The organism is Streptomyces sp. NPDC086835 (genome assembly GCF_044745705.1).
Taxonomy (GTDB): domain Bacteria; phylum Actinomycetota; class Actinomycetes; order Streptomycetales; family Streptomycetaceae; genus Streptomyces.
On record NZ_JBIVAU010000002.1, the window covers coordinates 61,496 to 83,994 of the forward strand.

Annotated in this window: 22 protein-coding genes; 17 read left to right on the forward strand and 5 right to left on the reverse strand. The window is 71.2% G+C overall.

Annotated features, from left to right (window positions below; genetic code table 11):
• Positions 1 to 12 precede the first annotated feature (12 nt).
• Entirely contained in the window at positions 13 to 603 is a 591-nt protein-coding gene (locus ACIPJI_RS06360) for a rhomboid family intramembrane serine protease (protein ID WP_356624358.1), read from the reverse strand.
• 110 nt (positions 604 to 713) lie between these two features.
• Here ACIPJI_RS06360 and ACIPJI_RS06365 point away from each other — a divergent pair, with 110 nt between their 5' ends.
• On the forward strand, positions 714 to 1,376 hold the full coding sequence (locus tag ACIPJI_RS06365; protein WP_402245763.1) for a UbiX family flavin prenyltransferase: 663 nt from the start codon (positions 714 to 716) through the stop codon (positions 1,374 to 1,376).
• Here the strand turns inward: ACIPJI_RS06365 and ACIPJI_RS06370 are convergent.
• Entirely contained in the window at positions 1,373 to 1,519 is a 147-nt protein-coding gene (locus tag ACIPJI_RS06370; RefSeq protein WP_307707718.1) for a hypothetical protein, read from the reverse strand. The two genes, ACIPJI_RS06365 and ACIPJI_RS06370, sit on opposite strands and share 4 nt — an antisense overlap.
• A 129-nt stretch (positions 1,520 to 1,648) precedes the next feature.
• Between ACIPJI_RS06370 and ACIPJI_RS06375 the strand changes: the two genes are divergently transcribed.
• The 6 genes from ACIPJI_RS06375 to ACIPJI_RS06400 all read left to right on the forward strand — a co-directional run bounded on the left by ACIPJI_RS06375 (position 1,649) and on the right by ACIPJI_RS06400 (position 7,052).
• Positions 1,649 to 2,104 (forward strand): Lrp/AsnC family transcriptional regulator, encoded by a 456-nt coding sequence (locus ACIPJI_RS06375; RefSeq protein ID WP_005313883.1) that lies wholly within the window; start codon positions 1,649 to 1,651, stop codon positions 2,102 to 2,104.
• Between the two features lie 50 nt (positions 2,105 to 2,154).
• Positions 2,155 to 3,318: an aminofutalosine synthase MqnE gene (gene mqnE, locus ACIPJI_RS06380; protein ID WP_005313880.1), complete on the forward strand. Its 1,164-nt coding sequence runs from the start codon at positions 2,155 to 2,157 to the stop codon at positions 3,316 to 3,318.
• A 74-nt stretch (positions 3,319 to 3,392) separates the two neighbouring features.
• Positions 3,393 to 3,917, forward strand: coding sequence for a GNAT family N-acetyltransferase (locus ACIPJI_RS06385; RefSeq protein ID WP_307707719.1), 525 nt, complete (start codon positions 3,393 to 3,395; stop codon positions 3,915 to 3,917).
• Positions 3,918 to 3,981: 64 nt separating this feature from the next.
• Complete coding sequence (locus tag ACIPJI_RS06390; protein WP_307707720.1) at positions 3,982 to 4,278, forward strand: DUF4229 domain-containing protein; 297 nt, start codon at positions 3,982 to 3,984, stop codon at positions 4,276 to 4,278.
• A gap of 295 nt (positions 4,279 to 4,573) precedes the next feature.
• Positions 4,574 to 5,947, forward strand: a complete 1,374-nt coding sequence (locus ACIPJI_RS06395; protein WP_356624355.1) for a dicarboxylate/amino acid:cation symporter — start codon at positions 4,574 to 4,576, stop codon at positions 5,945 to 5,947.
• Positions 5,948 to 6,374: 427 nt separating this feature from the next.
• Entirely contained in the window at positions 6,375 to 7,052 is a 678-nt protein-coding gene (locus tag ACIPJI_RS06400) for a TetR/AcrR family transcriptional regulator (protein ID WP_307707722.1), read from the forward strand.
• Here ACIPJI_RS06400 and ACIPJI_RS06405 read toward each other — a convergent pair.
• Positions 7,021 to 7,890: a MaoC/PaaZ C-terminal domain-containing protein gene (locus tag ACIPJI_RS06405; protein WP_356624354.1), complete on the reverse strand. Its 870-nt coding sequence runs from the start codon at positions 7,888 to 7,890 to the stop codon at positions 7,021 to 7,023. The two genes, ACIPJI_RS06400 and ACIPJI_RS06405, sit on opposite strands and share 32 nt — an antisense overlap.
• Positions 7,891 to 8,294: 404 nt before the next feature.
• Here ACIPJI_RS06405 and ACIPJI_RS06410 point away from each other — a divergent pair, with 404 nt between their 5' ends.
• Complete coding sequence (locus tag ACIPJI_RS06410) at positions 8,295 to 10,217, forward strand: AMP-dependent synthetase/ligase (protein ID WP_402244817.1); 1,923 nt, start codon at positions 8,295 to 8,297, stop codon at positions 10,215 to 10,217.
• Positions 10,218 to 10,413: 196 nt separating this feature from the next.
• On the opposite strand, the gene ACIPJI_RS06415 is transcribed toward ACIPJI_RS06410, so the two are convergent.
• Complete coding sequence (locus ACIPJI_RS06415; protein ID WP_003967102.1) at positions 10,414 to 10,617, reverse strand: cold-shock protein; 204 nt, start codon at positions 10,615 to 10,617, stop codon at positions 10,414 to 10,416.
• 295 nt (positions 10,618 to 10,912) lie between these two features.
• Between ACIPJI_RS06415 and ACIPJI_RS06420 the strand changes: the two genes are divergently transcribed.
• The 7 genes from ACIPJI_RS06420 (at position 10,913) to ACIPJI_RS06450 (ending at position 19,915) form a co-directional block, all read left to right on the forward strand.
• Positions 10,913 to 11,788 (forward strand): menaquinone biosynthetic enzyme MqnA/MqnD family protein, encoded by an 876-nt coding sequence (locus ACIPJI_RS06420; protein WP_307707725.1) that lies wholly within the window; start codon positions 10,913 to 10,915, stop codon positions 11,786 to 11,788.
• A gap of 87 nt (positions 11,789 to 11,875) precedes the next feature.
• On the forward strand, positions 11,876 to 13,546 hold the full coding sequence (locus ACIPJI_RS06425) for a serine/threonine-protein kinase (protein WP_402244820.1): 1,671 nt from the start codon (positions 11,876 to 11,878) through the stop codon (positions 13,544 to 13,546).
• A gap of 75 nt (positions 13,547 to 13,621) precedes the next feature.
• Positions 13,622 to 14,821 (forward strand): cyclic dehypoxanthinyl futalosine synthase, encoded by a 1,200-nt coding sequence (mqnC, locus tag ACIPJI_RS06430; RefSeq protein WP_356624349.1) that lies wholly within the window; start codon positions 13,622 to 13,624, stop codon positions 14,819 to 14,821.
• A gap of 7 nt (positions 14,822 to 14,828) precedes the next feature.
• Positions 14,829 to 15,428 carry a hypothetical protein gene (locus ACIPJI_RS06435; RefSeq protein WP_307707728.1) on the forward strand — a complete coding sequence of 200 codons (600 nt, stop codon included), beginning with the start codon at positions 14,829 to 14,831 and terminating at the stop codon, positions 15,426 to 15,428.
• 166 nt (positions 15,429 to 15,594) lie between these two features.
• Positions 15,595 to 16,290: a demethylmenaquinone methyltransferase gene (locus ACIPJI_RS06440; protein WP_189467065.1), complete on the forward strand. Its 696-nt coding sequence runs from the start codon at positions 15,595 to 15,597 to the stop codon at positions 16,288 to 16,290.
• 31 nt (positions 16,291 to 16,321) lie between these two features.
• Positions 16,322 to 17,233, forward strand: a complete 912-nt coding sequence (locus ACIPJI_RS06445; protein ID WP_402245765.1) for a glutaminase — start codon at positions 16,322 to 16,324, stop codon at positions 17,231 to 17,233.
• A gap of 144 nt (positions 17,234 to 17,377) precedes the next feature.
• On the forward strand, positions 17,378 to 19,915 hold the full coding sequence (locus ACIPJI_RS06450; protein WP_402244823.1) for a zinc-ribbon domain-containing protein: 2,538 nt from the start codon (positions 17,378 to 17,380) through the stop codon (positions 19,913 to 19,915).
• A gap of 58 nt (positions 19,916 to 19,973) precedes the next feature.
• Here ACIPJI_RS06450 and ACIPJI_RS06455 read toward each other — a convergent pair whose 3' ends face one another.
• Entirely contained in the window at positions 19,974 to 20,504 is a 531-nt protein-coding gene (locus tag ACIPJI_RS06455) for a GNAT family N-acetyltransferase (RefSeq protein WP_356625312.1), read from the reverse strand.
• A 122-nt stretch (positions 20,505 to 20,626) separates the two neighbouring features.
• Here ACIPJI_RS06455 and ACIPJI_RS06460 point away from each other — a divergent pair, with 122 nt between their 5' ends.
• Together ACIPJI_RS06460 and ACIPJI_RS06465 are read left to right on the forward strand one after the other, a co-directional pair.
• Complete coding sequence (locus ACIPJI_RS06460) at positions 20,627 to 21,913, forward strand: geranylgeranyl reductase family protein (RefSeq protein WP_307707731.1); 1,287 nt, start codon at positions 20,627 to 20,629, stop codon at positions 21,911 to 21,913.
• A complete protein-coding gene (locus ACIPJI_RS06465; protein ID WP_356625314.1) occupies positions 21,910 to 22,464 on the forward strand; it encodes a GNAT family protein in 555 nt (184 codons plus the stop codon). The genes ACIPJI_RS06460 and ACIPJI_RS06465 overlap by 4 nt, the downstream gene beginning before the upstream one ends.
• Positions 22,465 to 22,499: the final 35 nt, after the last annotated feature.

The window sequence follows — 22,499 nt, forward strand, 5'->3', positions numbered from 1 at the left end:
GGTCCCGCGGGCTCAGGCGCGGACGCGGTTGCGGAAGACGAACGCGGCCGCGATGCCCGCCAGCAGGCCGAAGAGGTGGCCCTGCCAGCTCACGCCCGTGTTCGCGGGGGAGAGGCCGAGCAGGATCGAGCTGCCCCACACCGCGCCGATCAGCAGGCCCACGCACACGTCCAGCAGCTTGCGCTCCACGAAGCCGCGCACCACGAGGTAGCCGAAGAGCCCGAAGACCAGGCCGGAGGCGCCCGCCGTGTTGGCCCCCGAGGGGGAGAACAGCCAGACGCCGAGGCCGGCCACCAGGATGATCATCAGGGCCACGGCGAGGAAACGGCGCACGCCGGTCAGCGCGGCGAGGAAGCCGAAGACCAGCAGGGGGACGCTGTTGGCGGCGAGATGCGCGAAGCCGAAGTGCATGAACGCCGACGGCACGATGTCGACCAGCTCGCCGGGCTCACGGGCCACCACGCCGTAGGAGTCGAGGGCGTGTCCCGTCGCCACGTCGACCGCTTCCAGCACCCACAGCAGCGCGACGAAGGCCAGAACCAGCTTGGCCGCGGCCCTGGCCCGCTCCGATCTGCCCCACTCGGTCGCTTCTGTACGGGTCATCGTCGCCCCCTGCGGTGTGCACGCGCTTGTGTGACGGGAACGTCCCGCGCACCGTGCCCGGTTCCGCGTTCGCGGCGCCGGATAGGCTCGGCGGTGTGGAGCAGCGAGAAGTGAACAGTCGACGGCCCTGGGTCGTGGGGGTGTCCGGTGCTTCCGGCACGCCGTACGCGGCCGCCGTGCTGCGCGGTCTCCTGGCCGCGGGCGAGAGCGTGGACCTGGTGGTCAGCAGGGCCTCGCGACTGACGCTGCTCGACGAGACCGGTATCGCCTTCCGGGACGCGCACTGGCAGGAGGACCTGCGGCAGTGGCTGGCCCGGGGAGCCGACGGGAAGCCGGACAGCTTCGACGTCGATGTGAGCGACGTACGGCACTGGGCGGCCGGGGACCTCGCCGCCGGGCCGTCGTCGGGGTCGTACCCGGTCAAGGGGATGCTGATCGTGCCGGCGTCGACCGCCTGTGTGGCGGGTGTGGCGCTCGGACTCTCGAAGGACCTGCTGCAGCGGGCGGCGAGCGTGACGCTCAAGGAGCGGCGCCCGCTGGTGGTCGCCGTGCGGGAGACCCCGCTGAACGGACAGACGCTCAAGCACCTGGTCACGCTGGACGAGGCGGGCGCAGTGGTGCTGCCCGCCTCTCCGGCGTTCTACGCGGGGGCGACGCACATCCAGGATCTGGTGGACTTCGTCGCGGGGCGGGTGCTCGACGCGGCAGAGGTGCCGCATCGGCTGTACCGCCGCTGGAAGGGGGAGCTGGGTGGTGGCTCCGGAGGCGATTAGCGCTTCTTGCCGGTGCGCGGGGTGCGGGCCGTGGTGGCCTTGCGCGCGGCAGAGGGCTGGTGGGCACGCGAGCGGTTGGCCAGCTCCTGCAGCTGTCGCATGTGGGCGTAGGCCATCTCGATCGTGTACACGGTGAGTGTCATCTCCTGTATGGATCGTGATCCTGTGGGATCAGCTCTGATCATTTGAGTAATCGCAGGGTGTCGACCCTGCACACCTTAGATTCTACACGTAAACTTGCGGTATCGCTGAATAATGGAAGGCTCAGGCATATGGACGCCGTGGACAGGCAGCTCATCCAGGCCCTGCGCGAGAACGGCAGGGCTTCGTACGCCGAGCTCGGCCGGCTCGTGGGGCTCTCCGGCCCCTCCGTCACCGACCGCATCAACCGCCTGGAAGCGGCGGGCGTCATCACCGGATACCGCGCCACCGTCGACGCCCGCTCCCTGGGCCTCGGCGTCACGGCCCTGATCGGCATCTCGCTCTCCGACGCCGCCGACCACGAGGACGTGGCGCGCAGGCTGAAGGACCTGGCGGAGATCGAGGACTGCTGGTTCATCGCCGGCGACGACTCGTACATGCTCAAGGTGCGCGCCAGCGACGTGGACGGCCTCGAGAAGACGATCCGCCGGCTCTCCGGGACGCGTGGCGTCTCCCGCACGCGGACCACCATCGTGCTCTCCACCAAGTGGGAGAACCGGGTCGGCGACCTGCCGGAGGAGAGCTAGGGATACCGTGGGTGGAGCCCGATTGGTAGACGTATGGGAGGCGGCCCGAAGTGGACGCAGGACTCAAGCGCGAGCTCGAGGAGAAGGTCCGGGCCGGTGAGCGGCTGACGCGTGAGGACGGCATCGCCCTCTACGAGTCGGACGACCTGGCATGGCTCGGCGGTCTCGCGCACGAGGTGCGCACCCGCAAGAACGGCGACGTCGTCCACTTCAACGTCAACCGCCACCTCAACATGACCAACGTGTGCACCGCGTCGTGCGCCTACTGCTCGTTCCAGCGCAAGCCGGGCGAGAAGGACGCGTACACCATGCGCATCGAGGAGGCCGTCCGCCTCGCGAAGGCGATGGAGGGCGAGAACCTCACCGAGCTGCACATCGTCAACGGGCTCCACCCCAACCTGCCCTGGCGCTACTACCCGCGCTCGCTCTCCGAGCTCAAGAAGGCCCTGCCGAACGTCTCGCTGAAGGCCTTCACCGCCACCGAGATCCACCACTTCGAGACGATCTCCGGGCTCAGCGCCTCCGAGATCCTCGACGAGCTCATCGAGGCCGGTCTGGAGTCGCTGACCGGCGGCGGCGCGGAGATCTTCGACTGGGAGGTCCGCCAGCACATCGTCGACCACCGCACCCACTGGGAGGACTGGTCGCGCATCCACCGCCTGGCGCACGAGAAGGGTCTCAAGACCCCGTGCACCATGCTGTACGGGCACATCGAGGAGCCGCGCCACCGGGTCGACCATGTGCTGCGGCTGCGTGAACTCCAGGACGAGACCGGTGGTTTCCAGGTCTTCATCCCGCTGCGCTACCAGCACGACTTCGTCGACATGCAGGACGGCAAGGTCCGCAACAAGCTCCAGGCGCGCACCACGATGGCGACCGGCGCGGAGGCGCTCAAGACCTTCGCCGTGTCGCGGCTGCTGTTCGACAACGTGCCGCACGTCAAGGTCTTCTGGGTGATGCACGGCGTGCAGACCGCCCAGCTCGCCCTTCAGCACGGGGCGGACGACATGGACGGCTCGGTCGTCGAGTACAAGATCACGCACGACGCGGACAACTACGGCACGCCGAACAAGCTGACCCGTGACGACCTGCTCGACCTGATCCGCGACGCCGGCTTCCGTCCCGTGGAGCGCAACACCCGTTACGAGATCATCCGCGAGTACCCGGGCCCCGACGCCGACCGCCGCGAGTCGCCGCAGCCCATGCGCGTCTGAGACCCGGACCGCGTCCGTCTCGCTCTGCGAACCCCGGCCCCGGCCGGGGTTCGCCGTTTTCTACGCTGGCCCGCATGGCCCTCACCTTCGAACTCGACCCGGAAATCACGAACGAGCTGCGGGACGGTGTCGTCGCACTCTGGACGGACGTCAGCAACGCGGGCGGCGCCGTCGGCTTCGTCCCGCCCGTGACGGCCGAGGACGTCCGGCCGGGGTGGCTGGGCCACCTCACCGCCATCGCCGAGGGCCGGATGAGGCTGCTCGTCGGCCGCGACGAGGCCGGCGCGACAGCGGCCACCGCCTTCCTCGCCTTCAACACCCACCGCCTGATGAAGCACTGGATCTGGCTCTACACGGTGATGGTCCACCCCGGCCACCAGGGCAAGGGCTACGGACGCGACCTGATGGCCGCCGCAGCCGAGGCCGCCCGCGGGTTCGAGGGCATCGAGGCGATACGTCTCACCTGCCGCGGCGGCACCGGCGCCGACCGCTTCTACGCCGCCTGCGGCTACAAGGAGGTCGGCCGGGTCCCCGGGGCGATCCGGGTCGGCGACGGCGACGACCGCGACGACGTCATCATGCTGCTGCCCCTTGGCTAGCCCCTCGGAGCGGCGTGCTTCACTGGACAGGCACCCACGTCGTACGCAAGGAAGAAGGCCCGCCGTGTCCGCTGCAAGGACGAGTGCCGCGATCAAGTACACCGCACTGCGTCTGGCGATCTTCGTCGGCTGTTTCGTCGTCGTCGCAGGACTGGTCCAGGTCGGCGCCCTGCCCAAGGGGCTCGGCGACTCCAACTTCGTCTGGGTCGTGCTGCTCGCGCTCGTGCTCTCCGCGCCGCTCAGCTTCGTGCTGCTCCGCAAGCAGCGTGACGCGATGTCCGCCCAGATCGTCACCAAGGTGGACAGCGCCAAGGCCCGTCTCGAGGCCAACCGCAAGCAGGAGGACGGCGTCACCCAGTAGGGCGGGCCGACGGTCACCCGGCAGGGCGGGCCGACAGGGGCCCCAAAGGGGAGCTTTGAGCTTCGATAAGTTCAAGTGTTAACGTGTTCGGCGTGAAGACAGCAGTGCGCCACCCAGACGCCGCGAGCCTCCTGCTCGTGGCGCGCCTGCATGTCGATCTGTGCCGCTGCATGTCCGCGGTCTGTTGCCGCCACATCTGACAACCCGGCATCACGCAGCGGCGCCGCGCCTTCACGCGCACGGGCGCCGCACCCCGTCCCCCTGTACTTCCGAACGCCACCACTGGAGTGCGTCCGTGTCCGCGAACACCGCGTCCACCCCTGCCGGAAAGCAGTCCGGCTCCGGATTCCGTATACCCAAGGTCCCCTTCTGGGCCCAGATCGTCGCCGGTCTGGCGCTCGGCGTCCTGCTCGGCGCCCTCGCTCGCAGCCAGGACATCGGCTGGCTGAAGGACACCCTCGACCAGGTCGGCTCGATCTTCGTCCAGCTGCTGAAGCTGGCCGTCGCGCCGCTCGTGTTCTTCGCCATCCTGGTGTCGATCACCAACCTGCGGAAGGTCAACAACGCCGCACGGCTGGCCGGCCGCACGCTGCTGTGGTTCATGATCACGTCGCTGATCGCCGTCGCCATCGGCCTCGTCATCGGACTGGTCACCGACCCGGGCGCGGGCACCGGCCTCACCCCGAAGGACGGCCAGAAGCCGGAGAACGCCGGAACCTGGATCGACTTCCTCACCGGCATCGTCCCGACGGACATCATCACGCCGTTCACCGAGCTGGAAGTGCTCCAGATCGTCTTCATGGCCGCGGTCGCCGGAATCGCCGCCCTCAAGCTCGGTGACCGCGCCAAGCCGATCCTCGACCTGAGCGAGTCGGTGCTCGAGCTGCTCCAGAAGGCCCTGTGGTGGGTCATCCGCCTCGCCCCCATCGGCACCGTCGGCCTCATCGGCTTCGCCATCGCCGACTACGGCTGGGAGCTCATCGGCAAGTACGCCACCTTCACCGCCGACGTCTACATCGGCTGCGCACTGGTCCTGTTCGGCGTCTACCCGCTGCTGCTCGCGACCGTCGCGAAGGTCAATCCCGTCCAGTTCTTCCGGGGCGCCTGGCCGGCCATCCAGCTGGCGTTCGTCTCCCGCTCCTCGGTCGGCACCATGCCGGTCACCCAGAAGGTCACCGAGCGTCTCGGCGTCCCGAAGGAGTACACGAGCTTCGCGGTCCCGTTCGGCGCGACCACCAAGATGGACGGCTGCGCCGCCATCTACCCGGCGCTCGCCGCGATCTTCATCGCGCAGATCTTCGACGTGCAGCTCGGCATCCAGGACTACCTGCTGATCGCGTTCGTCTCCGTGGTCGGCTCCGCCGCGACCGCCGGTCTGACCGGCGCCACGGTCATGCTGACGCTGACCCTGTCCACCCTGGGCCTGCCGCTGGAGGGCGTCGGCCTGCTGATGGCGATCGACCCGATCCTGGACATGATGCGCACCGCCACCAACGTCGCGGGACAGGCGCTCGTCCCCGTCATCGTCGCGGCGCGTGAGCAGATCCTCGACCATGACGCGTACAACAGCGCCACCTCCTCGCCGATCGACGACATCGACGGCGGCACCGAGGCCGGCACCGACGCCGTGACGGCCGAGGAGAAGGGGACCGTGCCGGTCCCCGCCTGATGCCCCACCGCGTCCGGCGGCCCGTGCGACCGCCTCCCCTCGTGGGCCTCTCCCGTCAGCGGGTGAGGCCCACGGGTCTGCTGCGGGCCGGCGCGAACCACCCGTTCGCGATGGTGCCGCCGGTAGAGCTCCGGCAGGTCGGGCATAGTGATCGAGAGGGCATGAAGCAGATCCGGCCCTGATCCATTGATGTTCCCGGCACCTCGTCATGCCGGGAACGCCGACCGTGTGCTGTGTCCGCCTCGCCGCGGGCACAGCACACGTATGTCGGGGGCCGGCCCGGATACGGCCGAGACCCGTCGCGCGCGGTTGACCCGCCGCGCGGCGTGGACCTTAATGCGGGCCATGAACGCCGCTATGACGCAGTCAACTGCCAGGGTCGTAGGCTTACTGCTGAGTAAGGGCACGGGGCGGGAGGAACACTGAGATGAGTGCGGTGAAGAGCGCGAGGACCAAGCGCATGCCGCGGGCCGTGCGCGAGCAGCAGATGATGGACGCCGCCGTGCGGACCTTCGGACAGCTGGGCTACCGGGCGGCCTCGATGGACGAGATCGCGGAACTCGCCGGTGTGTCCAAGCCCTTGGTGTACCTGTACCTGAATTCCAAGGAGGAGCTCTTCACCGCCTGCATCAGGCGGGAGGCTCAGCGGCTGACCGAGTCCGTGCAGGCGGCGATCCAGCCGGGGCTGACGGCGGATCAGCAGATGTGGGCGGGGCTGGAGGCCTTCTTCCGGCACACGCAGGAGAACCCGGACGGCTGGTCGGTGCTGCACCGCCAAGCGCGTACGCACGGCGAGCCGTTCGCGGCGGAGGTCGCGCGGATGCGGGCGGAGATCGCCGCCTTCGTGACCGTGCTGATCGGCGCGGCGGCCGAACAGGGGGTTCCCCCGGCGCCGGGAACGGCGGGCTCGCATCGCAGCTCCGAGCTGGCCGACCGGGACATCGAAGGCCTCGCGCAGGCGCTCGTGGGGGCCGCGGAGTCGCTCGCGGGGTGGGCGAACGACGCCGGCGGCATCTCGGCGAAGGAGGCCGCCGGCCTTCTGATGAACTTCGCGTGGACCGGCCTCGGCGGCCTCATGCAGGGGGAGCGCTGGTCTCCCCGGTGAGGTGCACGCGGTCGCCGCTGCGCAGTTCGAAGCGGGTGCTGCCCGGGGCGGTGCGTGCCGCGTAGGTGACATCGGTGGGCAGCAGCACGGGCGCCCGGAACTCGGCCCGTGCGCCCTTTGCCGGCCCACCGGTCCGCTCGGCCTCCGCCAGGCAGCGGGCGAACGTCCACATGCCGTGGGCGATGGCGCGGGGGAATCCGAAGAGCCTCGCCGTGAGCGGGTGCAGATGGATCGGGTTGCGGTCACCGGAGACGGCGCCGTAGCGGCGGCCGAGGTCGCCGGGGACCCGCCACCCGGTGACGGCGGGCAGCGGCTCGGCGGCGGGGGTGCTTTCCCGCGGACCGTCGCAACCGGTGCGGTGCCGGGCGAGATAGGAGCTGCGGGACTCCCACACCAGCTCGCCGTCCAATCGCGCGCGCGTCACCATGACCACTTCGGTGCCGCGCCGGTGCGGGACCAGTTCCTCGGCGTGCACCGCGACTTCGGGCCGGTCGGCCGGCATCAGTGCAGGCCCGTGCCGGGTGATCTCGATACGGGTGTGGACCAGGCCGAGGAGCGGCAGCGGGAAGGCCCGGTCGGCCATCAGCCGCATGGCGAGCGGGAATCCGAGGATGTGCGGGTAGGGGAGCGGCAGCGGCCCGCCCGCCGGGAAGCCGCAGACGCCGGCGTACGCGGCGAGTCGCGCGGCGTCGGTACGGGCGCCGGGCAGTACCAGCCGGGTGCCGGGGAGTTGCGCCCCGGCGTGGACGCGGCGCTTCAGCGGTGACAGCGCCGCCCCGCGGACGAGCAGCGGCGTGAGCGCGGGCGCCGAGGCGAGGGTGACGGTCCGCACGGTCACGCCCCCGGCAGGTTCCGGCCGCAGACACGCGTGAGCGGGCCGCCTGCCGGGCCCGAACCAGGATGCGCCACGCAGGTTTTCGCCGCCGCGACGCCGCTCATGACTCCCGCCCTGCCCGCCGTGCAACCGGTCCGGCCGACGGCCTGCCGGTGAAGTTCGGACGGGGATCGGCCATTGTCCTGACTCCTGCTCGGTCGTAGATTTACTCATGAGTAAGGTTACTGGGAAGTCAGGAGCTGGTCGAGACGGTGCCGACGACGCCCCGCGGTACGCGAGCGCCGGGCCGCGGGCCCAACTCCCCCCGAGCCGCGGAAGGACAGGACGTCACCGCGGTCGCCGAACGCGCGTGAGCCGGCCGGCCCCTGCGCAGCCCGCCTGTCAGCCTTCATGACGAGGAGCCGCACGTGTCAGTCGATCTGGTTGTTCCCGGCGGTGCGCCCGTGCCGGTGGAACCGCACAAGAAGCTGGTGAACGGCGTCGTGCGGGAGGTCTCCGTGCCGGCGCTCGTGCCGGCCGTCACCCGCGGCTCGCTCGCCGACATCCCCTTCCACAACGCCCGCGAGGCCCCCGACGACGCCGTCCTCAGCGTCAAGGATGCGCACGGCGCCTGGCGGGAAGTGAGCGCGGCGCAATTCGCCGAGGACGTCCTCGCCGTGGCGAAGGGGCTGATCGCCGAAGGGCTCGAACCCGGCGACCGGGTCGCGATCATGTCCCGTACGACGTACGAATGGACGCTCCTCGACTTCGCCGCATGGGCCGCCGGCCTCGTCACCGTCCCCGTCTACCCGACCTCCTCCGCCTTCCAGGCCCGCTGGATCCTCGAGAACTCCGGGGCCGTCGCCTGCGTCGTCGAGAACGCCGCACAGGCCAGGACGATCAGTCAGGAACGCAGGCAACTGCCCGGCCTGACCCATCTGTGGGCGTTCGACACCGGGGCCGTCGCCCAACTCCGTGACGCGGGCGAGAAGGCCGGGATCCCGGACGCCGTCGTCACGGCACGCAGGGCCGGACTGTCGCCGGACGCGATCGCGACGCTGATCTACACCTCGGGCACCACCGGCCGCCCCAAAGGCTGTGTGCTCACCCACGCGAACTTCTTCGCCGAGGTCGACAACGCCGTCGAACTGCTGCACCCCGTCTTCAAGTCGCTCAGCAAGGAACCCGCCTCGACCCTCCTCTTCCTGCCCCTCTCCCATGTCTTCGGCCGCATGGTCGCCATCGGCTGCCTGCGCGCCCGGGTGCGGCTCGGACACGCACCCTCGATCCGGACCGAGGACCTGCTCGCCGACCTGGCCGGCTTCCGGCCGACCTTCCTGCTGGCGATCCCGTACGTCCTGGAGAAGGTCTTCAACACCGGCCGGGCCACGGCGGAGAAACTCGGCCGCGCCTCCTCGTTCGACCGTGCCGCGAGGATCGCCCGGCGCTACGGGCGGGCCGTGGAGGCGGCGGAGCACGGCACCGGCCCCGGCCCTTCGCTCGGCCTCAGGGCGGCGCGGGCCCTGTACGACCCGCTGGTCTACCGCCGGATCAGGGCGGCCCTCGGCGGCAAGGTCCGCTACGCCATCTGTGGCGGCTCGCCACTGGGCAGCCGTCTCGCCTCGTTCTACGCGGGCGCCGGCATCGAGGTCTTCGAGGGGTACGGGCTCACCGAGACCACGGCCGCCTCGACGGTGACCCCGCCGCTGCGGCCCCGGCTCGGCACGGTCGGCTGGCCGATGCCGGGCACGGCGGTGCGCATCGCCGACGACGGCGAGGTGCTGCTGCGCGGCGGCCAGGTCTGCGCCGGCCACTGGGACTCGGAGCGTGGCGAGGCCGTACCGCTGACGGATGCCGAGGGCTGGCTGCCCACCGGTGACCTCGGGGCCCTGGACGACGACGGATACCTGACGATCACCGGGCGCAAGAAGGACATCATCATCACCTCCGGCGGCAAGAACGTCGCCCCCGCGCCGCTGGAGGACTGGCTGCGCGCGCATCCCCTGGTGTCCCAGTGCATGGTCGTCGGCGACAACCGCCCGTACATCACGGCCCTGCTCACCCTCGAGCAGGACGGGCTCGACCACTGGCGTCGGATGAAGAAGAAGGTGCATCTGCCACTGGCGGACCTGGTCCGGGACGAGGAACTGCTGGGCGCGCTGCAACGTGCGGTCGACGAGGCCAACCGGCTGGTCTCCCGGGCGGAGTCGATCCGCCGCTTCACGGTGCTGACGGTGGACTTCACCGAGGAGAGCGGGCATCTGACGCCGTCACTGAAGCTCAAGCGCGAGGCGATCGCCCACGACTTCGAGACCGACATCGAGGCCCTGTACGACGGCCGGCGCGACTGAGCGCCCTCTCGGGATCCGCGGCAGGGTCTGCCTCGGACCTGCCGCGGATCTGGGGAGAGGCGGGAAAGATCCGGGAAAGGGCCGGGAAAGATCCCGGAAAGGCCCGGGAAAGGCAGGAGCCCCGGCTCCGTACGACGTACGGGGACGGGGCTCCTTGGGTACTGCTGAGTCGTGCGCGATCGCCGACCCTGGCTGACTAGGCCGGGGTGACGTTCTCCGCCTGCGGGCCCTTCGGGCCCTGGGTGACGTCGAAGTTCACGACCTGGTTCTCCTCGAGGGAGCGGAACCCGGACGCGTTGATCGCGGAGTAGTGGACGAAGACATCCGGGCCGCCGCCGTCCTGGGCGATGAAGCCGAAGCCCTTTTCAGCGTTGAACCACTTGACGGTTCCGGTAGCCATAAGCCCTCCTATGGGCCAAAGGGTTGCCCTGCTCCAGAACCTGCAAGAAGTCTGAAAACTACAAAAGCCTGCGGGTTACATGCTCCGCAGGCTCTGTACTGCAAGGGAAACCAAACTGCAACTTGCGTCGAGCCTAGCACGCAGCGTGTGCGCAGCGGTAGAGGGAAAGATCACGTCACCCGGACGTTTGACTGACTCCTCGTCGCGCTGACGAAGCCCAGCTCGGAGGGGCCGCGCCCGGCAATCGCGGCGACCCGGCGCGGGGAGATCCGGGGGGCAGGTCTAGCCTCACGATGTGGACAGTCTTGGAGAAAGCACAGCAACAGACCTCCGTCGCAGCCGGCCGCGTGTCGGTCACATCCAGTTCCTGAACTGTCTCCCCCTTTACTGGGGGCTCGCCAGGACCGGAACTCTCCTCGATCTCGAACTGACGAAGGACACCCCGGAGAAGCTCAGCGAACGGCTGGTGAGGGGCGAACTCGACATCGCGCCCGTCACGCTCGTGGAATTCCTTCGCAATGCCGACGACCTCGTAGCCTTTCCCGACCTCGCGGTCGGCTGCGACGGCCCGGTGATGTCCTGCGTGATCGTGTCGCAGCTTCCGCTGGAGCAGCTCGACAAGGCGCGGGTCGCGCTCGGCTCGACCTCCCGTACGTCGGTACGGCTGGCCCAGCTGCTGCTGGCCGAGCAGTACCAGGTCGCCCCCGACTACTACACGTGCCCGCCCGACCTCGGCGTGATGATGCAGGAGGCCGACGCGGCCGTCCTGATCGGCGACGCCGCGCTGCGGGCCTCCCTCCACGATGCTCCCCGCCTCGGTCTCCAGGTCCACGACCTCGGGCAGATGTGGAAGGAGTGGACCGGACTTCCGTTCGTCTTCGCCGTCTGGGCCGCGCGCAAGGACTATCTGGCCCGTGAGCCCCACGTGGTGCGCAAGGTGCACGAGGCCTTCCTCGCCTCGCGGGACCTGTCCCTCGAAGAGGTCGGCAAGGTCGCCGAGCAGGCGGCGCGCTGGGAGGCCTTCGACGCGGAGCTGCTGGAGCGGTACTTCACGACGCTGGACTTCCGCTTCGGTCCGGACCAGCTCGCCGGCGTCACGGAATTCGCCCGCAGGACCGGTCCGACGACCGGCTTCCCGGCGGACGTGAAGGTCGAACTCCTCGGCAGCTGACCGGCGTCCGGGCACTCCGGCCCGATCCGAACGAAAGCCCCTAGGCTGAGGGCCGACTGGCGCAGGATGCCGAACGGGGGAGTTCAGATGCAGCCGCTTGATCCCGGCGAGCCGCGCAGCATCGGCGCGTACCGGCTGCTGGGCAGGCTCGGGGCGGGCGGGATGGGGCGCGTCTATCTGGGGCGCAGCGCCGGCGGGCGCACCGTCGCGGTCAAGGTCGTCCATCCGCACTTCGCGCTCGACGACGAGTTCCGTGCCCGCTTCCGGCGTGAGGTGGAGGCGGCACGCCGGGTCGGCGGGGAGTGGACCGCCCCGGTCCTCGACGCCGGCCCCGACGAGCCGGTGCCATGGGTGGCGACCGGGTACGTCGCCGGACCTTCCCTCACCCAGGCGGTCACGGACCACGGGCCGCTGCCCGTGCACGCGGTGCGGGTGCTGGGCGCGGGACTGGCACGCGCACTCGTCGCCGTGCACGCGCTGGGGCTGGTGCACCGGGACGTGAAGCCGTCCAACGTCCTGCTGACGCTGGAGGGGCCGCGGCTGATCGACTTCGGGATCGCCCGTGCCACGGACGGCACGGCATCGCTCACCTCCACCGGCGTCTCCGTCGGGTCGCCCGGCTACATGTCTCCCGAGCAGATCCTCGGCAAGGGCGTCACCGGCGCCGCAGACGTCTTCTCGCTCGGCGCGGTCCTCGCGTACGCGGCGACCGGCACCGCCCCCTTCCACGGCGACTCCTCGGCCGCGCTGCTCTACAAGGTGGTCCACGAGGAGCCCGAACTCGGCGCGCTGGACGGCGAACTGCGGGACGTGGTGGCCGCCTGCCTGGCCAAGGACCCGGCCGCGCGGCCGGGCCCCGGCGAGATCGCGGACGGGCTCGCCGTCACCGCGGGGCAGTCGTCGGGGTGGCTGCCGGGGCCGCTGGTCGAGCAGATCAGCCGCGCGGCGGTGGAACTGCTCCACCTTGAATCGCTGCCGGAGCCCCCGCCCGTCCCGCCCGAGGGCGCCGCATCGGGACCCGTCGCGTTCAGCAGCCCGGCTGTCGGTGTCTTCGGCCCGCCGATCGAACCCGGTTCGCCCGGGCAGGCCCCGGCCGGCTGGGCGTCGCAGCCGGGCGCGAGACCGACCGGCCCGTCCCAGACGCCGGGGAACGGCTTCTCGGTCACCGCTACCGCCGGCGGGAGCCGGCCGGGCCGCCGGGTCAGCTGCACCCTGGCGCTCACGGTCGCCGGCGCCCTCGCCGCCGTCACGGTCGGCGGTGCTGTGCTGCTCGACCAGTGGCGGGACGGCGCCGGCGGCACGGACCAGGGCGACACCGGCGCCCAGCCACCTGCCGCGACAGCGTCGAAAAGCCCGAGCGCCTCCGCCTCCGCCCAGGTCGATGAGGTGCCTCAGGCGTTCCTCGGCACCTGGAGCGGACCGGCGGTCGAGCGGACCGGCCTGCCGCACGGCACGCTGACCGTCACCTTCACCGAGGGCGGCAAGGGGGACGACGTCGTGCGCACGACCACGTCGATCTCCGTGCTGGGGGTGAGCGTCGAGTGCCACGGCGTCGGCAAGCTCGCCGCGGGCAGCACGCAGCGGTCCCTGCGCGTCGAGGAGCGCGCCGACCCCGAACGGCCGGGACAGCAGGGCCAGTGCACCTCGGGCAAGGCCGGACTCCTCTTCACGCTCGACGACGACGGGACACTGCGTTACCGGTCCGACGAGGAGGCCGCGGGCCGGCCGACCGCCACGCTCACCAAGAAGACCGGCTGACGGAAGGGCCGGAGGGGTGGCGTAGCCTGGATCGGTCCGTAGATCCACCGAAAAACCGCCGAAGGGTGACGCCCGGTGACCGAGAAGGCCGATCTTCAGCCCGTCCTGGACCGTGCCGCAGAAGGCGGGCGGATCACGGCAGAGGAAGCGCTCGAGCTCTACCGCTCCGCTCCGCTGCACGCCCTGGGCGCGGCGGCGGACGCCGTGCGCCGGCGCCGGTACGCCGGCACCGAGCACATCGCGACGTACATCATCGAGCGCAACATCAACTACACCAACGTGTGTGTCACGGCGTGCAAGTTCTGCGCCTTCTACGCCGCACCGAAGGACACCGCGAAGGGCTGGAGCCGTGACCTCGACGACATCCTGCGCCGCTGCGCGGAGACCGTCGAGCTCGGTGGCACGCAGATCATGTTCCAGGGCGGTCACCACCCGGACTACGGCGTCGAGTACTACGAGGAGCACTTCGCGGCCATCAAGAAGGAGTTCCCGCAGCTGGTGATCCACTCGCTCGGCGCGTCCGAGGTGGAGCACATGGCCAAGATCTCCGGGGTGTCCGTCGAGGAGGCGATCACCCGCATCCACGCCGCCGGTCTGGACTCGTTCGCCGGCGCCGGCGCCGAGCTGCTGCCGGAGCGGCCCCGCAAGGCGATCGCGCCGCTCAAGGAGTCCGGCGAGCGGTGGCTGGAGATCATGGAGATCGCGCACAACCTGGGCGTGGAGTCCACCTCCACGATGCTGATGGGCACCGGCGAGACCAACGCCGAGCGCATCGAGCACCTGCGCATGATCCGCGACGTGCAGGACCGCACGGGCGGCTTCCGCGCGTTCATCCCGTACACGTACCAGCCCGAGAACAACCACCTCAAGGGCCGTACGCAGGCCACGCTCTTCGAGTACCTGCGCATGATCGCGATCGCCCGGCTCTTCCTCGACAACGTCGCGCACATCCAGGGCTCCTGGCTCACCACCGGCAAGGAGGTCGGCCAGCTGTCGCTGCACTACGGCGCGGACGACCTCGGCTCGATCATGCTCGAGGAGAACGTCGTCTCCTCGGCGGGCGCCAAGCACCGCTCCAACCGCATGGAGATCATCGACCTGATCCGCAAGTCGGGCCGCGTCCCGGCGCAGCGGACCACGACGTACGAGCACATCGTGGTGCACGACGACCCGGCCGACGACCCGGTCGACGAGCGGGTCGTGTCGCACATCTCGTCCACGGCGATCGAGGGCGGGACGGCGCACCCCGAGCTGAAGCTGCTCGCCTCGAACTGAGGCCGCCTTGCTGACCATTCATGTGGCCGAGGCCTCGCCCGAGCTCGCCGTCCTCGTCGACGGCGCGCAGGTCGCGGCCGTCGGCCCGTACGAGGAACTGGCCGCCGTCCGCCCGCAGGCACGGGTACGGCGGTGGCCCGGCATCCTCACCCCGGGGCTGCTCAACCCCTACGGGCCCGAGCTGCTCGAAGCCACCTACCACCCCGACCCGCGCGAGGCCGCCGAGCTGGGCACCGAGCCGATCACCGGGGAACGCGCGCAGGCCCTCTTCCGCGCCGACGCGGCACGGCGAGGCGCGAGCGCACGCCGCGGTGTCCAGCGTCTGCTGGCACACGGAACGGTCGCCATCGCGGGCGAGTTGCGCAGCCGGCCCGCGCTGGACGCCGTGCGCCGTGCCGGGCTGGTCGTGGGCGGACGCCCGCCGAAGCTGCCCGGACCCCCGTCCTTCTCACCGGTGCCGCTCGTCCTGCTCCCCATGCCGAACCCGGGCGGGCCCGCACGGTTCGCGGTGTTCGACGTGCCGGACCGGGCCGAACTGGTGCGGCGCGGGGCGTCGACGTGCGTGGCCACCGTCATCGGCGGGCGGCTGGTCCACCGGCGCAGCTAGGGCCTCACGTCTGGATCAGGCCCGATCCGGGCGGACGGATCCACGACAGACGGATCCACCGCGTTCCGGCCCACCGGGCCGTTCGGCGGGACAGTCGAGCCGTCCCGTGGCGCGCGGGCGCAACCCTGGTCCCTGACAGGGACGGGCCGGGTTGCACAATGGGTCCGTGACCCGAGCCTCCCTGGAAAAGCAGCCGCACGAAGTCGCCTCGATGTTCGACGACGTGGCGGCCAAGTACGACCTCACCAACGACGTGCTCTCGCTCGGCCAGGCCAGGCTGTGGCGCAAGGAGGTCGCCAAGGCGGTCGACGCCCGCCCCGCGCAGAAGGTCCTCGACCTCGCCGCGGGCACCGGCACCTCGTCCCTGCCCTTCACGGCCACCGGCGCGTACGTCGTGCCGTGCGACTTCTCCCTCGGCATGCTGCGCGAAGGCAAGAAGCGCAACCCCTGGCTGCCGCTCACCGCGGGCGACGCGACGAAGCTGCCGTTCGCCGACGGGGTCTTCGACGCCGTGACGATCTCCTTCGGGCTGCGCAACGTCCAGGACACCGACGCCGCGCTGCGCGAGCTGTACCGGGTGACCAAGCCGGGCGGGCGCGTGGTCATCTGCGAGTTCTCGCATCCGACCTGGGCGCCGTTCCGCACGGTGTACGAGGAGTATCTGATGCGTGCCCTGCCGCCCGTGGCGCGTGCCGTCTCCTCCAACCCCGACGCCTACGTCTACCTCGCCGAGTCGATCCAGAGCTGGCCCGACCAGCCCGCGCTCGCCGGCCGCCTCCAGCGGGCCGGCTGGTCCCAGGTCGCCTGGCGCAACCTGTCCGGCGGCATCGTGGCGCTGCACCGCGGCACCAGGCCCCGGTAGGCAGCCGGACATGGAGCTCCAGGGGATCGCCGTGGACTACCAGGCGGTCCTGGAACAGATCGCGGCCGACGTCGCCCCGCTGATCGGCAGCGGCACGCCCGCCGAGTACATCCCGGCTCTCGCCTCGGTCGACCCGCGACGCTTCGGCATGGCGATCGCCGACGTCAGCGGCACGGTGTACGGAGTGGGGGACTGGCAACACCCCTTCTCCGTACAGTCGATCACCAAGGTCTTCACCCTCGCGCTCGCCCTCGCCGCGGACGACGAGAGCCTGTGGGAACGCGTCGGCCGTGAACCCTCGGGCAACCCCTTCAACTCGCTGGTGCAGCTGGAGTACGAGAACGGGATCCCGCGCAACCCGTTCATCAACGCCGGAGCCCTCGTCGTCACCGACCGGCTGCAGACCCTGACCGGCGACGCGAGCAGCGAACTGCTGGAGTTCCTGCGGCAGGAGAGCGGCAACCCGGACCTGGCCTTCGACCCAGAGGTCGCCGAGTCGGAGTCCGCGCACGGCGACCGCAATGCCGCCCTCGCCCATTTCATGGCCTCGTACGGCAACATCGTCAACCCCGTGCCGACACTGCTCGACCACTACTTCTGGCAGTGCTCGATCGAGATGAGCTGCGCGGATCTGACCCTGGCGGCCCGCTTCCTGGCCCGGCACGGACTGCGCGCCGACGGCTCGAGGCTGCTGACCCGCAGCGAGGCCAAGCAGATCAACGCCGTCATGCTCACGTGCGGTACCTACGACGCGGCCGGGGACTTCGCCTACCGGGTCGGCCTGCCCGGCAAGAGCGGGGTGGGCGGGGGGATCGTGGCGGTCGTGCCGGGGCGGTGCACGCTGTGCGTATGGAGCCCGGGGCTGGACGCGCGGGGCAACTCGGTGGCGGGGGTGGCGGCGCTGGACCGCTTCACGACACTGACGGGTCTGTCGGTGTTCTGAGGCGGCGCCCACTTCCCTTGTGGAAGGGCGAGTTGACGGGAACCGCCCGATGGTGAAGATGAGTCAGTTGTCTAAGACTGCTCACGGCTCGTATGTCGTTCGTCCCCGTCTCCCCGTCACCGCTTGCTCTTTCGGAGTCTCCCCATGGCGTCGTACTGCCTGCACTGCGGCACCCCGTTCCCGGACGAGGCGCGCTTCTGCATGAAATGCGGGAAGGAACGGCTGCCCGAAGTTCCGTCCGCGCCGGCCGGGCCGCCGGCCCCCGCCGAGCCACCGGCCCCCGCCGCCCTGCCGGCCCCTTCGGCACCGAGCGCTTCGGCACCGGCCGCTCCGCCCGCTCCCGCTGTGCCGCCCCCGCCGGTGTACGGGCCCGGCCCCGTACAGCCGTCGCCCGTCGGCGCGTTCCTCGGACGGGCGATGCGAGGCGACTGGCTGTCGGCCGCCAAGGCCGCCGTGTGGCCGACCGGACTGCTGCTGGTGCTCGCGATCGGGCTGGCGATTCCGTCCTACGGCCAGGACGACGAGGTCTTCGTCGGCTGGAGCGAGCGGCTCCGTATCGCCCTCGCCCTGCTGCTCCAGGGCGTCGGCGGCGGCTTCGAGTTGAAGGCGGCCGGAGCGTCACCGTACGGACCGGACGGACCCGGCTTCGGCTCCGGATCGGGCTTCGGGTCCGACGGTGACGGCTCCTACGGCTCCGGCATGGACGAACTCGCGCAGGGAGCGGCGTCCCTGTCGGTCGTACCGCTGACGGTGACCGCGCTGTGGATCGCCGCCCTCTGGCTGGGTGCCCGGACGCTGCGCCGGCGCGGCGAGGGCCTCGAGGCAGCGGTGCGCGTCTCCCTGCTGGTGACGGGCGCGGTACTGGTGCTCGGCCTGTTCGCCCAGCCCGAGATCCTGGGTGTGAAGGTCTCCTCCTCGCCCGTGCTCGCCGCGCTCGGCGCCCTCGTGATCTCCCTGGTGGTGACCGCCGGGGTGCTCCAGCGGGACCAGCTCGCGGCCGCGCTCGCGCAGCGTCCGGCCGCCCGGTCGGCGGTCCGCGCACTGGGCACGGCGGTCGGCGTGGTGGGCGCGGTGGTCGCGCTGTGCTCGCTGGTCGGCTTCGTGACCTTCGCCCGCACCGACGACGTGGACGGCACGGCACTGCTGCTCGCCCTGCCGATCCTGCCCAACATCGGCTTCGCCGTGCTCGGGCTGAGCTGGGGCGTGCCCGTGGAGTACAGCTTCAGGGGCAGCGTCGGCTGGGGCGACACCGCCGTGGAGCGCGGCAGCATCGGCCTCGGGGAGATCTCCGACGAGTGGGGCGGCGGCGCGGTGGCCGGCGCCCTGGTGCTCGGCGCCGTGTGCGCCCTGGCCATCGGCCTCTGGACGGCCCGCCGCTCGGCCGACCGCCGTGAGCAGGCGCTGGCAGGCGGGTTCACGCTGGCGCTGCTCCTGACGTTCACCGGCGTCAGCGGCGTCACCACGGATCTCGCGGGCGCCCTGGGCGACATCGGCGCCCTGGGCAGGACGGAGGTGGCCCCGAGCGTGCCGGACGCGCTGCTGTTCGGGCTGCTGTGGGTGGGCGGAGCGCTGCTGCTCGGCCCTGTGCTGCTGCGCCTCACGGGCGGCGGGCCGACGCCTGTGGGCACGGGCTCCGCCCCGCCTCCGCCGGTGTGGCCCATGCCTGGGCAAGCGCCCATGGGCCACACCCCGCCGCCCTACGGGCCCGGCCCCGGCCCGGCCGGCGCGGCGCCCGCCCCTGCCGCCCCCGCAGAGGCGACGCCGCACCCCGCCGCGCCCGCCGGCGCGGACCCGGCCGTTCTGCCGGAGGCCGCAGGGGCCGTGGGGCCCGCGCCCGAGCCGGGCCCGGTCGCCTCCGTGCCCACGCCCACCGCCGTGGACGGCGGCGCGGCGGCCCACGTCCCCGCACCGTACGCGCCGCAGCCCCCGCTCCCCGGCGTGTACGACGAGCCCGCCGCCGACGGGAGCGGCAAGCGCCGGGTCCTGGTGTGGACGGCGACCCTGACCGCCGCGTTCGTCATCGGCGGCGGCGCGACCGCGGGCGTGCTGATGCTCCAGGACCGTGACGACCAGGCCGATCCGTCGATCGAGATCGTCGGGACGCCCGACGGCGACGCGAAGGGCTCCACATCGCCCTCGCCGACCCCGCCGCCCCCTGCGGCGTCCACCACGCCGACCACGACGCCGTCCCCGAGCGCGACGGGGCCGTCGCCCAGCGCCGACCCGGTGCTCCCGGCCGGCTTCGTGCTGAAGCGGGACCCCGCCGGGTTCACCGTCGGCGTGATGGAGGGATGGTCACGCCGGCAGGCCGGCAGCCAGGTCTTCTACGAGGCGCCCACCGGCGGCGACTACATCCAGATCGGCATCGTCAGGAACACGCCGATGAGTTCGTACGACAACTTCACCGGCCTGGAGCAGAAGCATCTGGCCAAGGCCGGGAGCGACTACGAGCGGCTCCGCCTGGAGGAGAACACCTACCAGGGCCGTCCGGGCGCGATCTGGGAGTTCACGCACGTCCCCGAGCCCGACGAGAGCGACCTGCGGCGCCATGTGATCGACCAGGCCTTCGTCGCCGCCGACGGGACCGAGTACGCGATTCTTGCCGCCGGACGCGCCGACACATGGAACCCGGCCGAGGACGTCGTGTTCTCCACCGCCATCAGCACGTTCAAGGTCGGCTGAGCCCGCCGCCGCGGCCCGGCACCCGCAGGCGACCGCCCCCTGAGCGCCCCGTCGGCGCTCAGGGGCGGCCGGGGCCGCCGAGCTCCAGCCGGAAGCAGTACCCGCTCTGCCGGGACACCGGGGTCGTGAAGGTCTCCGCGAGCTCCATGCCGAGCCGCCTCGCCACTGCGATGGACCGCTCGTTGCGGGAGTTCACCATCGCCACGACCCGCTCCACCCCCGCCGCCCGTACCCGCTCCAGCGTGGTGCGGGCGGCGGCGGTCGCGTAGCCGCGGCCCCAGGCGGAACGGGCCAGCCGCCAGCCGATCTCGATCTCGCCGACAGGGCCGAAGTCCTCGTGCGGCCAGGGCTGGGCGCCCGTGAAGCCGACGACCTCGCCGTCCTCGTCGAGCATCGTCCAGAGACAGAACCCGTGCTCGGCGTCGTGTCTGCGCTGCCGGGCCGTCAGCTCCTCGTACACGGACAGCTCGGCCGCTCTTCCGCCGTGGAACTCCATGACCTCCGGGTCGTCGAAGACCCGGTGCCAGATGACAGCGTCCTCGTCCGTGGGCACCCGGAGCTGTATGACGGGGAGCGGCCTGCTGCTCATAGACGGAGCCCTTCGGTCGGTTGATCGGTACGCCACCTTAGACTGCACAAGACTGCACAGGTCCTGTGCCGTTCGGTACGCAAATATCGGAATGCCCCATCGAATACTCGGGAGAAGCCGCCGTGACCGAAGCCCTCACCGAGCACACTGCCGATGTGATCGTCGTCGGGGCGGGCCCGGCCGGCTCCACCACCGCGTACTACCTGGCCAAGGCCGGGCTGGACGTGCTGCTGCTGGAGAAGACCGCCTTCCCGCGCGAGAAGGTCTGCGGCGACGGCCTCACCCCGCGCGCCACCAAGCAGCTCGTCTCCATGGGGATCGACATCTCCGAAGAGGCGGGCTGGCTGCGGAACAAGGGCCTGCGGATCATCGGCGGCGGTGTGCGTCTCCAGCTCGACTGGCCGGACCTCGCCTCGTACCCGGACTACGGACTGGTCCGCAAGCGCGACGACTTCGACGAGCAGCTGGCCCGCCAGGCCCAGAAGGCGGGCGCGCGGCTGTACGAGCGGTGCAACGTCGGCGCCCCCGTCATCGACGACCGCACCGGCCGGATCACCGGCGTGCACGCCAAGCTCGGCGAGGAGAAGACCCCGGTCACCTTCCACGCCCCGCTGGTGGTCGCCGCCGACGGCAACTCCTCCCGGATCTCGCTCGCGATGGGCCTGCACCGCCGCGAGGACCGTCCGATGGGCGTGGCGGTCCGTACGTACTTCACCTCACCGCGTCACGAGGACGACTACCTCGAGTCGTGGCTGGAGCTGTGGGACCGGCGCGGTCCGGGCGAGGACCGGCTGCTGCCCGGCTACGGCTGGATCTTCGGCATGGGCGACGGCACGTCCAACGTGGGTCTCGGCGTCCTGAACACCTCGGCGTCCTTCAAGGAACTGGACTGGCGCGAGGTCCTGAAGGCCTGGTGCGCCTCGATGCCGGAGGACTGGGGCTACACCGACGAGAACATGACGGGGCCGATCCGTGGCGCGGCCCTGCCGATGGCGTTCAACCGCCAGCCGCACTACACCAAGGGCCTGCTGCTGGTCGGCGACGCGGGCGGCCTCGTCAACCCGTTCAACGGCGAGGGCATCGCGTACGCGATGGAGTCGGGCCAGATCGCGGCCGACGTCATCGTCCAGGCGCACGCCCGGCAGACCCCGGCCCAGCGCGAACTGGCGCTGCACCGCTACCCGAAGGTCCTCAAGGACACCTACGGCGGCTACTACACGCTGGGCCGCGCGTTCGTGAAGCTGATCGGCAACCCGAAGGTCATGAAGATCGCGACGCAGCGCGGTCTGACCCACCCGCTGCTGATGAAGTTCACCCTGAAGATGCTGGCGAACCTGACCGACCCGTCGGGCGGCGACGCCATGGACCGCATCATCAACGGCCTGTCGAAGGTGGCTCCGAAGGCGTGAGCGCCGCGGTGCTGCCCGACGGCACGGTGCTGCGGACGGCGACGCCCGCCGACGCTGAGGCGCTGTGCGCGGCGTACGTGGACAACCGGGAGCACCTGGCTCCCTGGGAACCGCGCCGCGACGAACGCTTCTTCACCGTCGAGGGACAGGCCGGCCGCCTCGCCGAACGGCTGCGTGAGTACGAGGCCGGCCGCATGGTGCCCTGGCTGCTCGTCGCAGGCGACGGACGTGTCGTCGGGACGATCACGCTCTCGGGCATCACCCTCGGGCCCTTCTGCAGCGCCTACCTCGGCTACTGGACGGCGGCCGGCCACCAGGGCAGGGGCCTGGCGACGGCGGCCGTGGAGGCGGTGTGCGGCATCGCGGCCGGCGAGCTGGGGCTGCACAGGATCGAGGCCACCACACTGGTGGACAACCTGCGTTCGCAGCGCGTGCTCGAGCGGTGCGGCTTCGAGCCGATCGGCACCGCGCCGCGCTATCTGCACATCGACGGCCGGTGGCGCGACCACCGGCTGTTCCAGCGCATCCTGCACGACGCCCCGCCCGCCTGACGGCCACGCCGCCCGCGTCATCGGTGGCGGCCCGG

Excerpts from the sequence above, each read along its gene's own strand:
- ACIPJI_RS06455 (WP_356625312.1), bottom strand. The coding sequence starts at position 20,504 with ATGAGCAGCAGGCCGCTCCCCGTCATACAGCTCCGGGTGCCCACGGAC.
- ACIPJI_RS06450 (WP_402244823.1), top strand. The coding sequence starts at position 17,378 with ATGGCGTCGTACTGCCTGCACTGCGGCACCCCGTTCCCGGACGAGGCG.
- ACIPJI_RS06415 (WP_003967102.1), bottom strand. The coding sequence starts at position 10,617 with ATGGCTACCGGAACCGTCAAGTGGTTCAACGCTGAAAAGGGCTTCGGC.
- ACIPJI_RS06360 (WP_356624358.1), bottom strand. The coding sequence starts at position 603 with ATGACCCGTACAGAAGCGACCGAGTGGGGCAGATCGGAGCGGGCCAGG.
- ACIPJI_RS06385 (WP_307707719.1), top strand. The coding sequence starts at position 3,393 with ATGGCCCTCACCTTCGAACTCGACCCGGAAATCACGAACGAGCTGCGG.
- ACIPJI_RS06375 (WP_005313883.1), top strand. The coding sequence starts at position 1,649 with ATGGACGCCGTGGACAGGCAGCTCATCCAGGCCCTGCGCGAGAACGGC.
- ACIPJI_RS06425 (WP_402244820.1), top strand. The coding sequence starts at position 11,876 with ATGCAGCCGCTTGATCCCGGCGAGCCGCGCAGCATCGGCGCGTACCGG.
- ACIPJI_RS06400 (WP_307707722.1), top strand. The coding sequence starts at position 6,375 with ATGAGTGCGGTGAAGAGCGCGAGGACCAAGCGCATGCCGCGGGCCGTG.
- ACIPJI_RS06370 (WP_307707718.1), bottom strand. The coding sequence starts at position 1,519 with ATGACACTCACCGTGTACACGATCGAGATGGCCTACGCCCACATGCGA.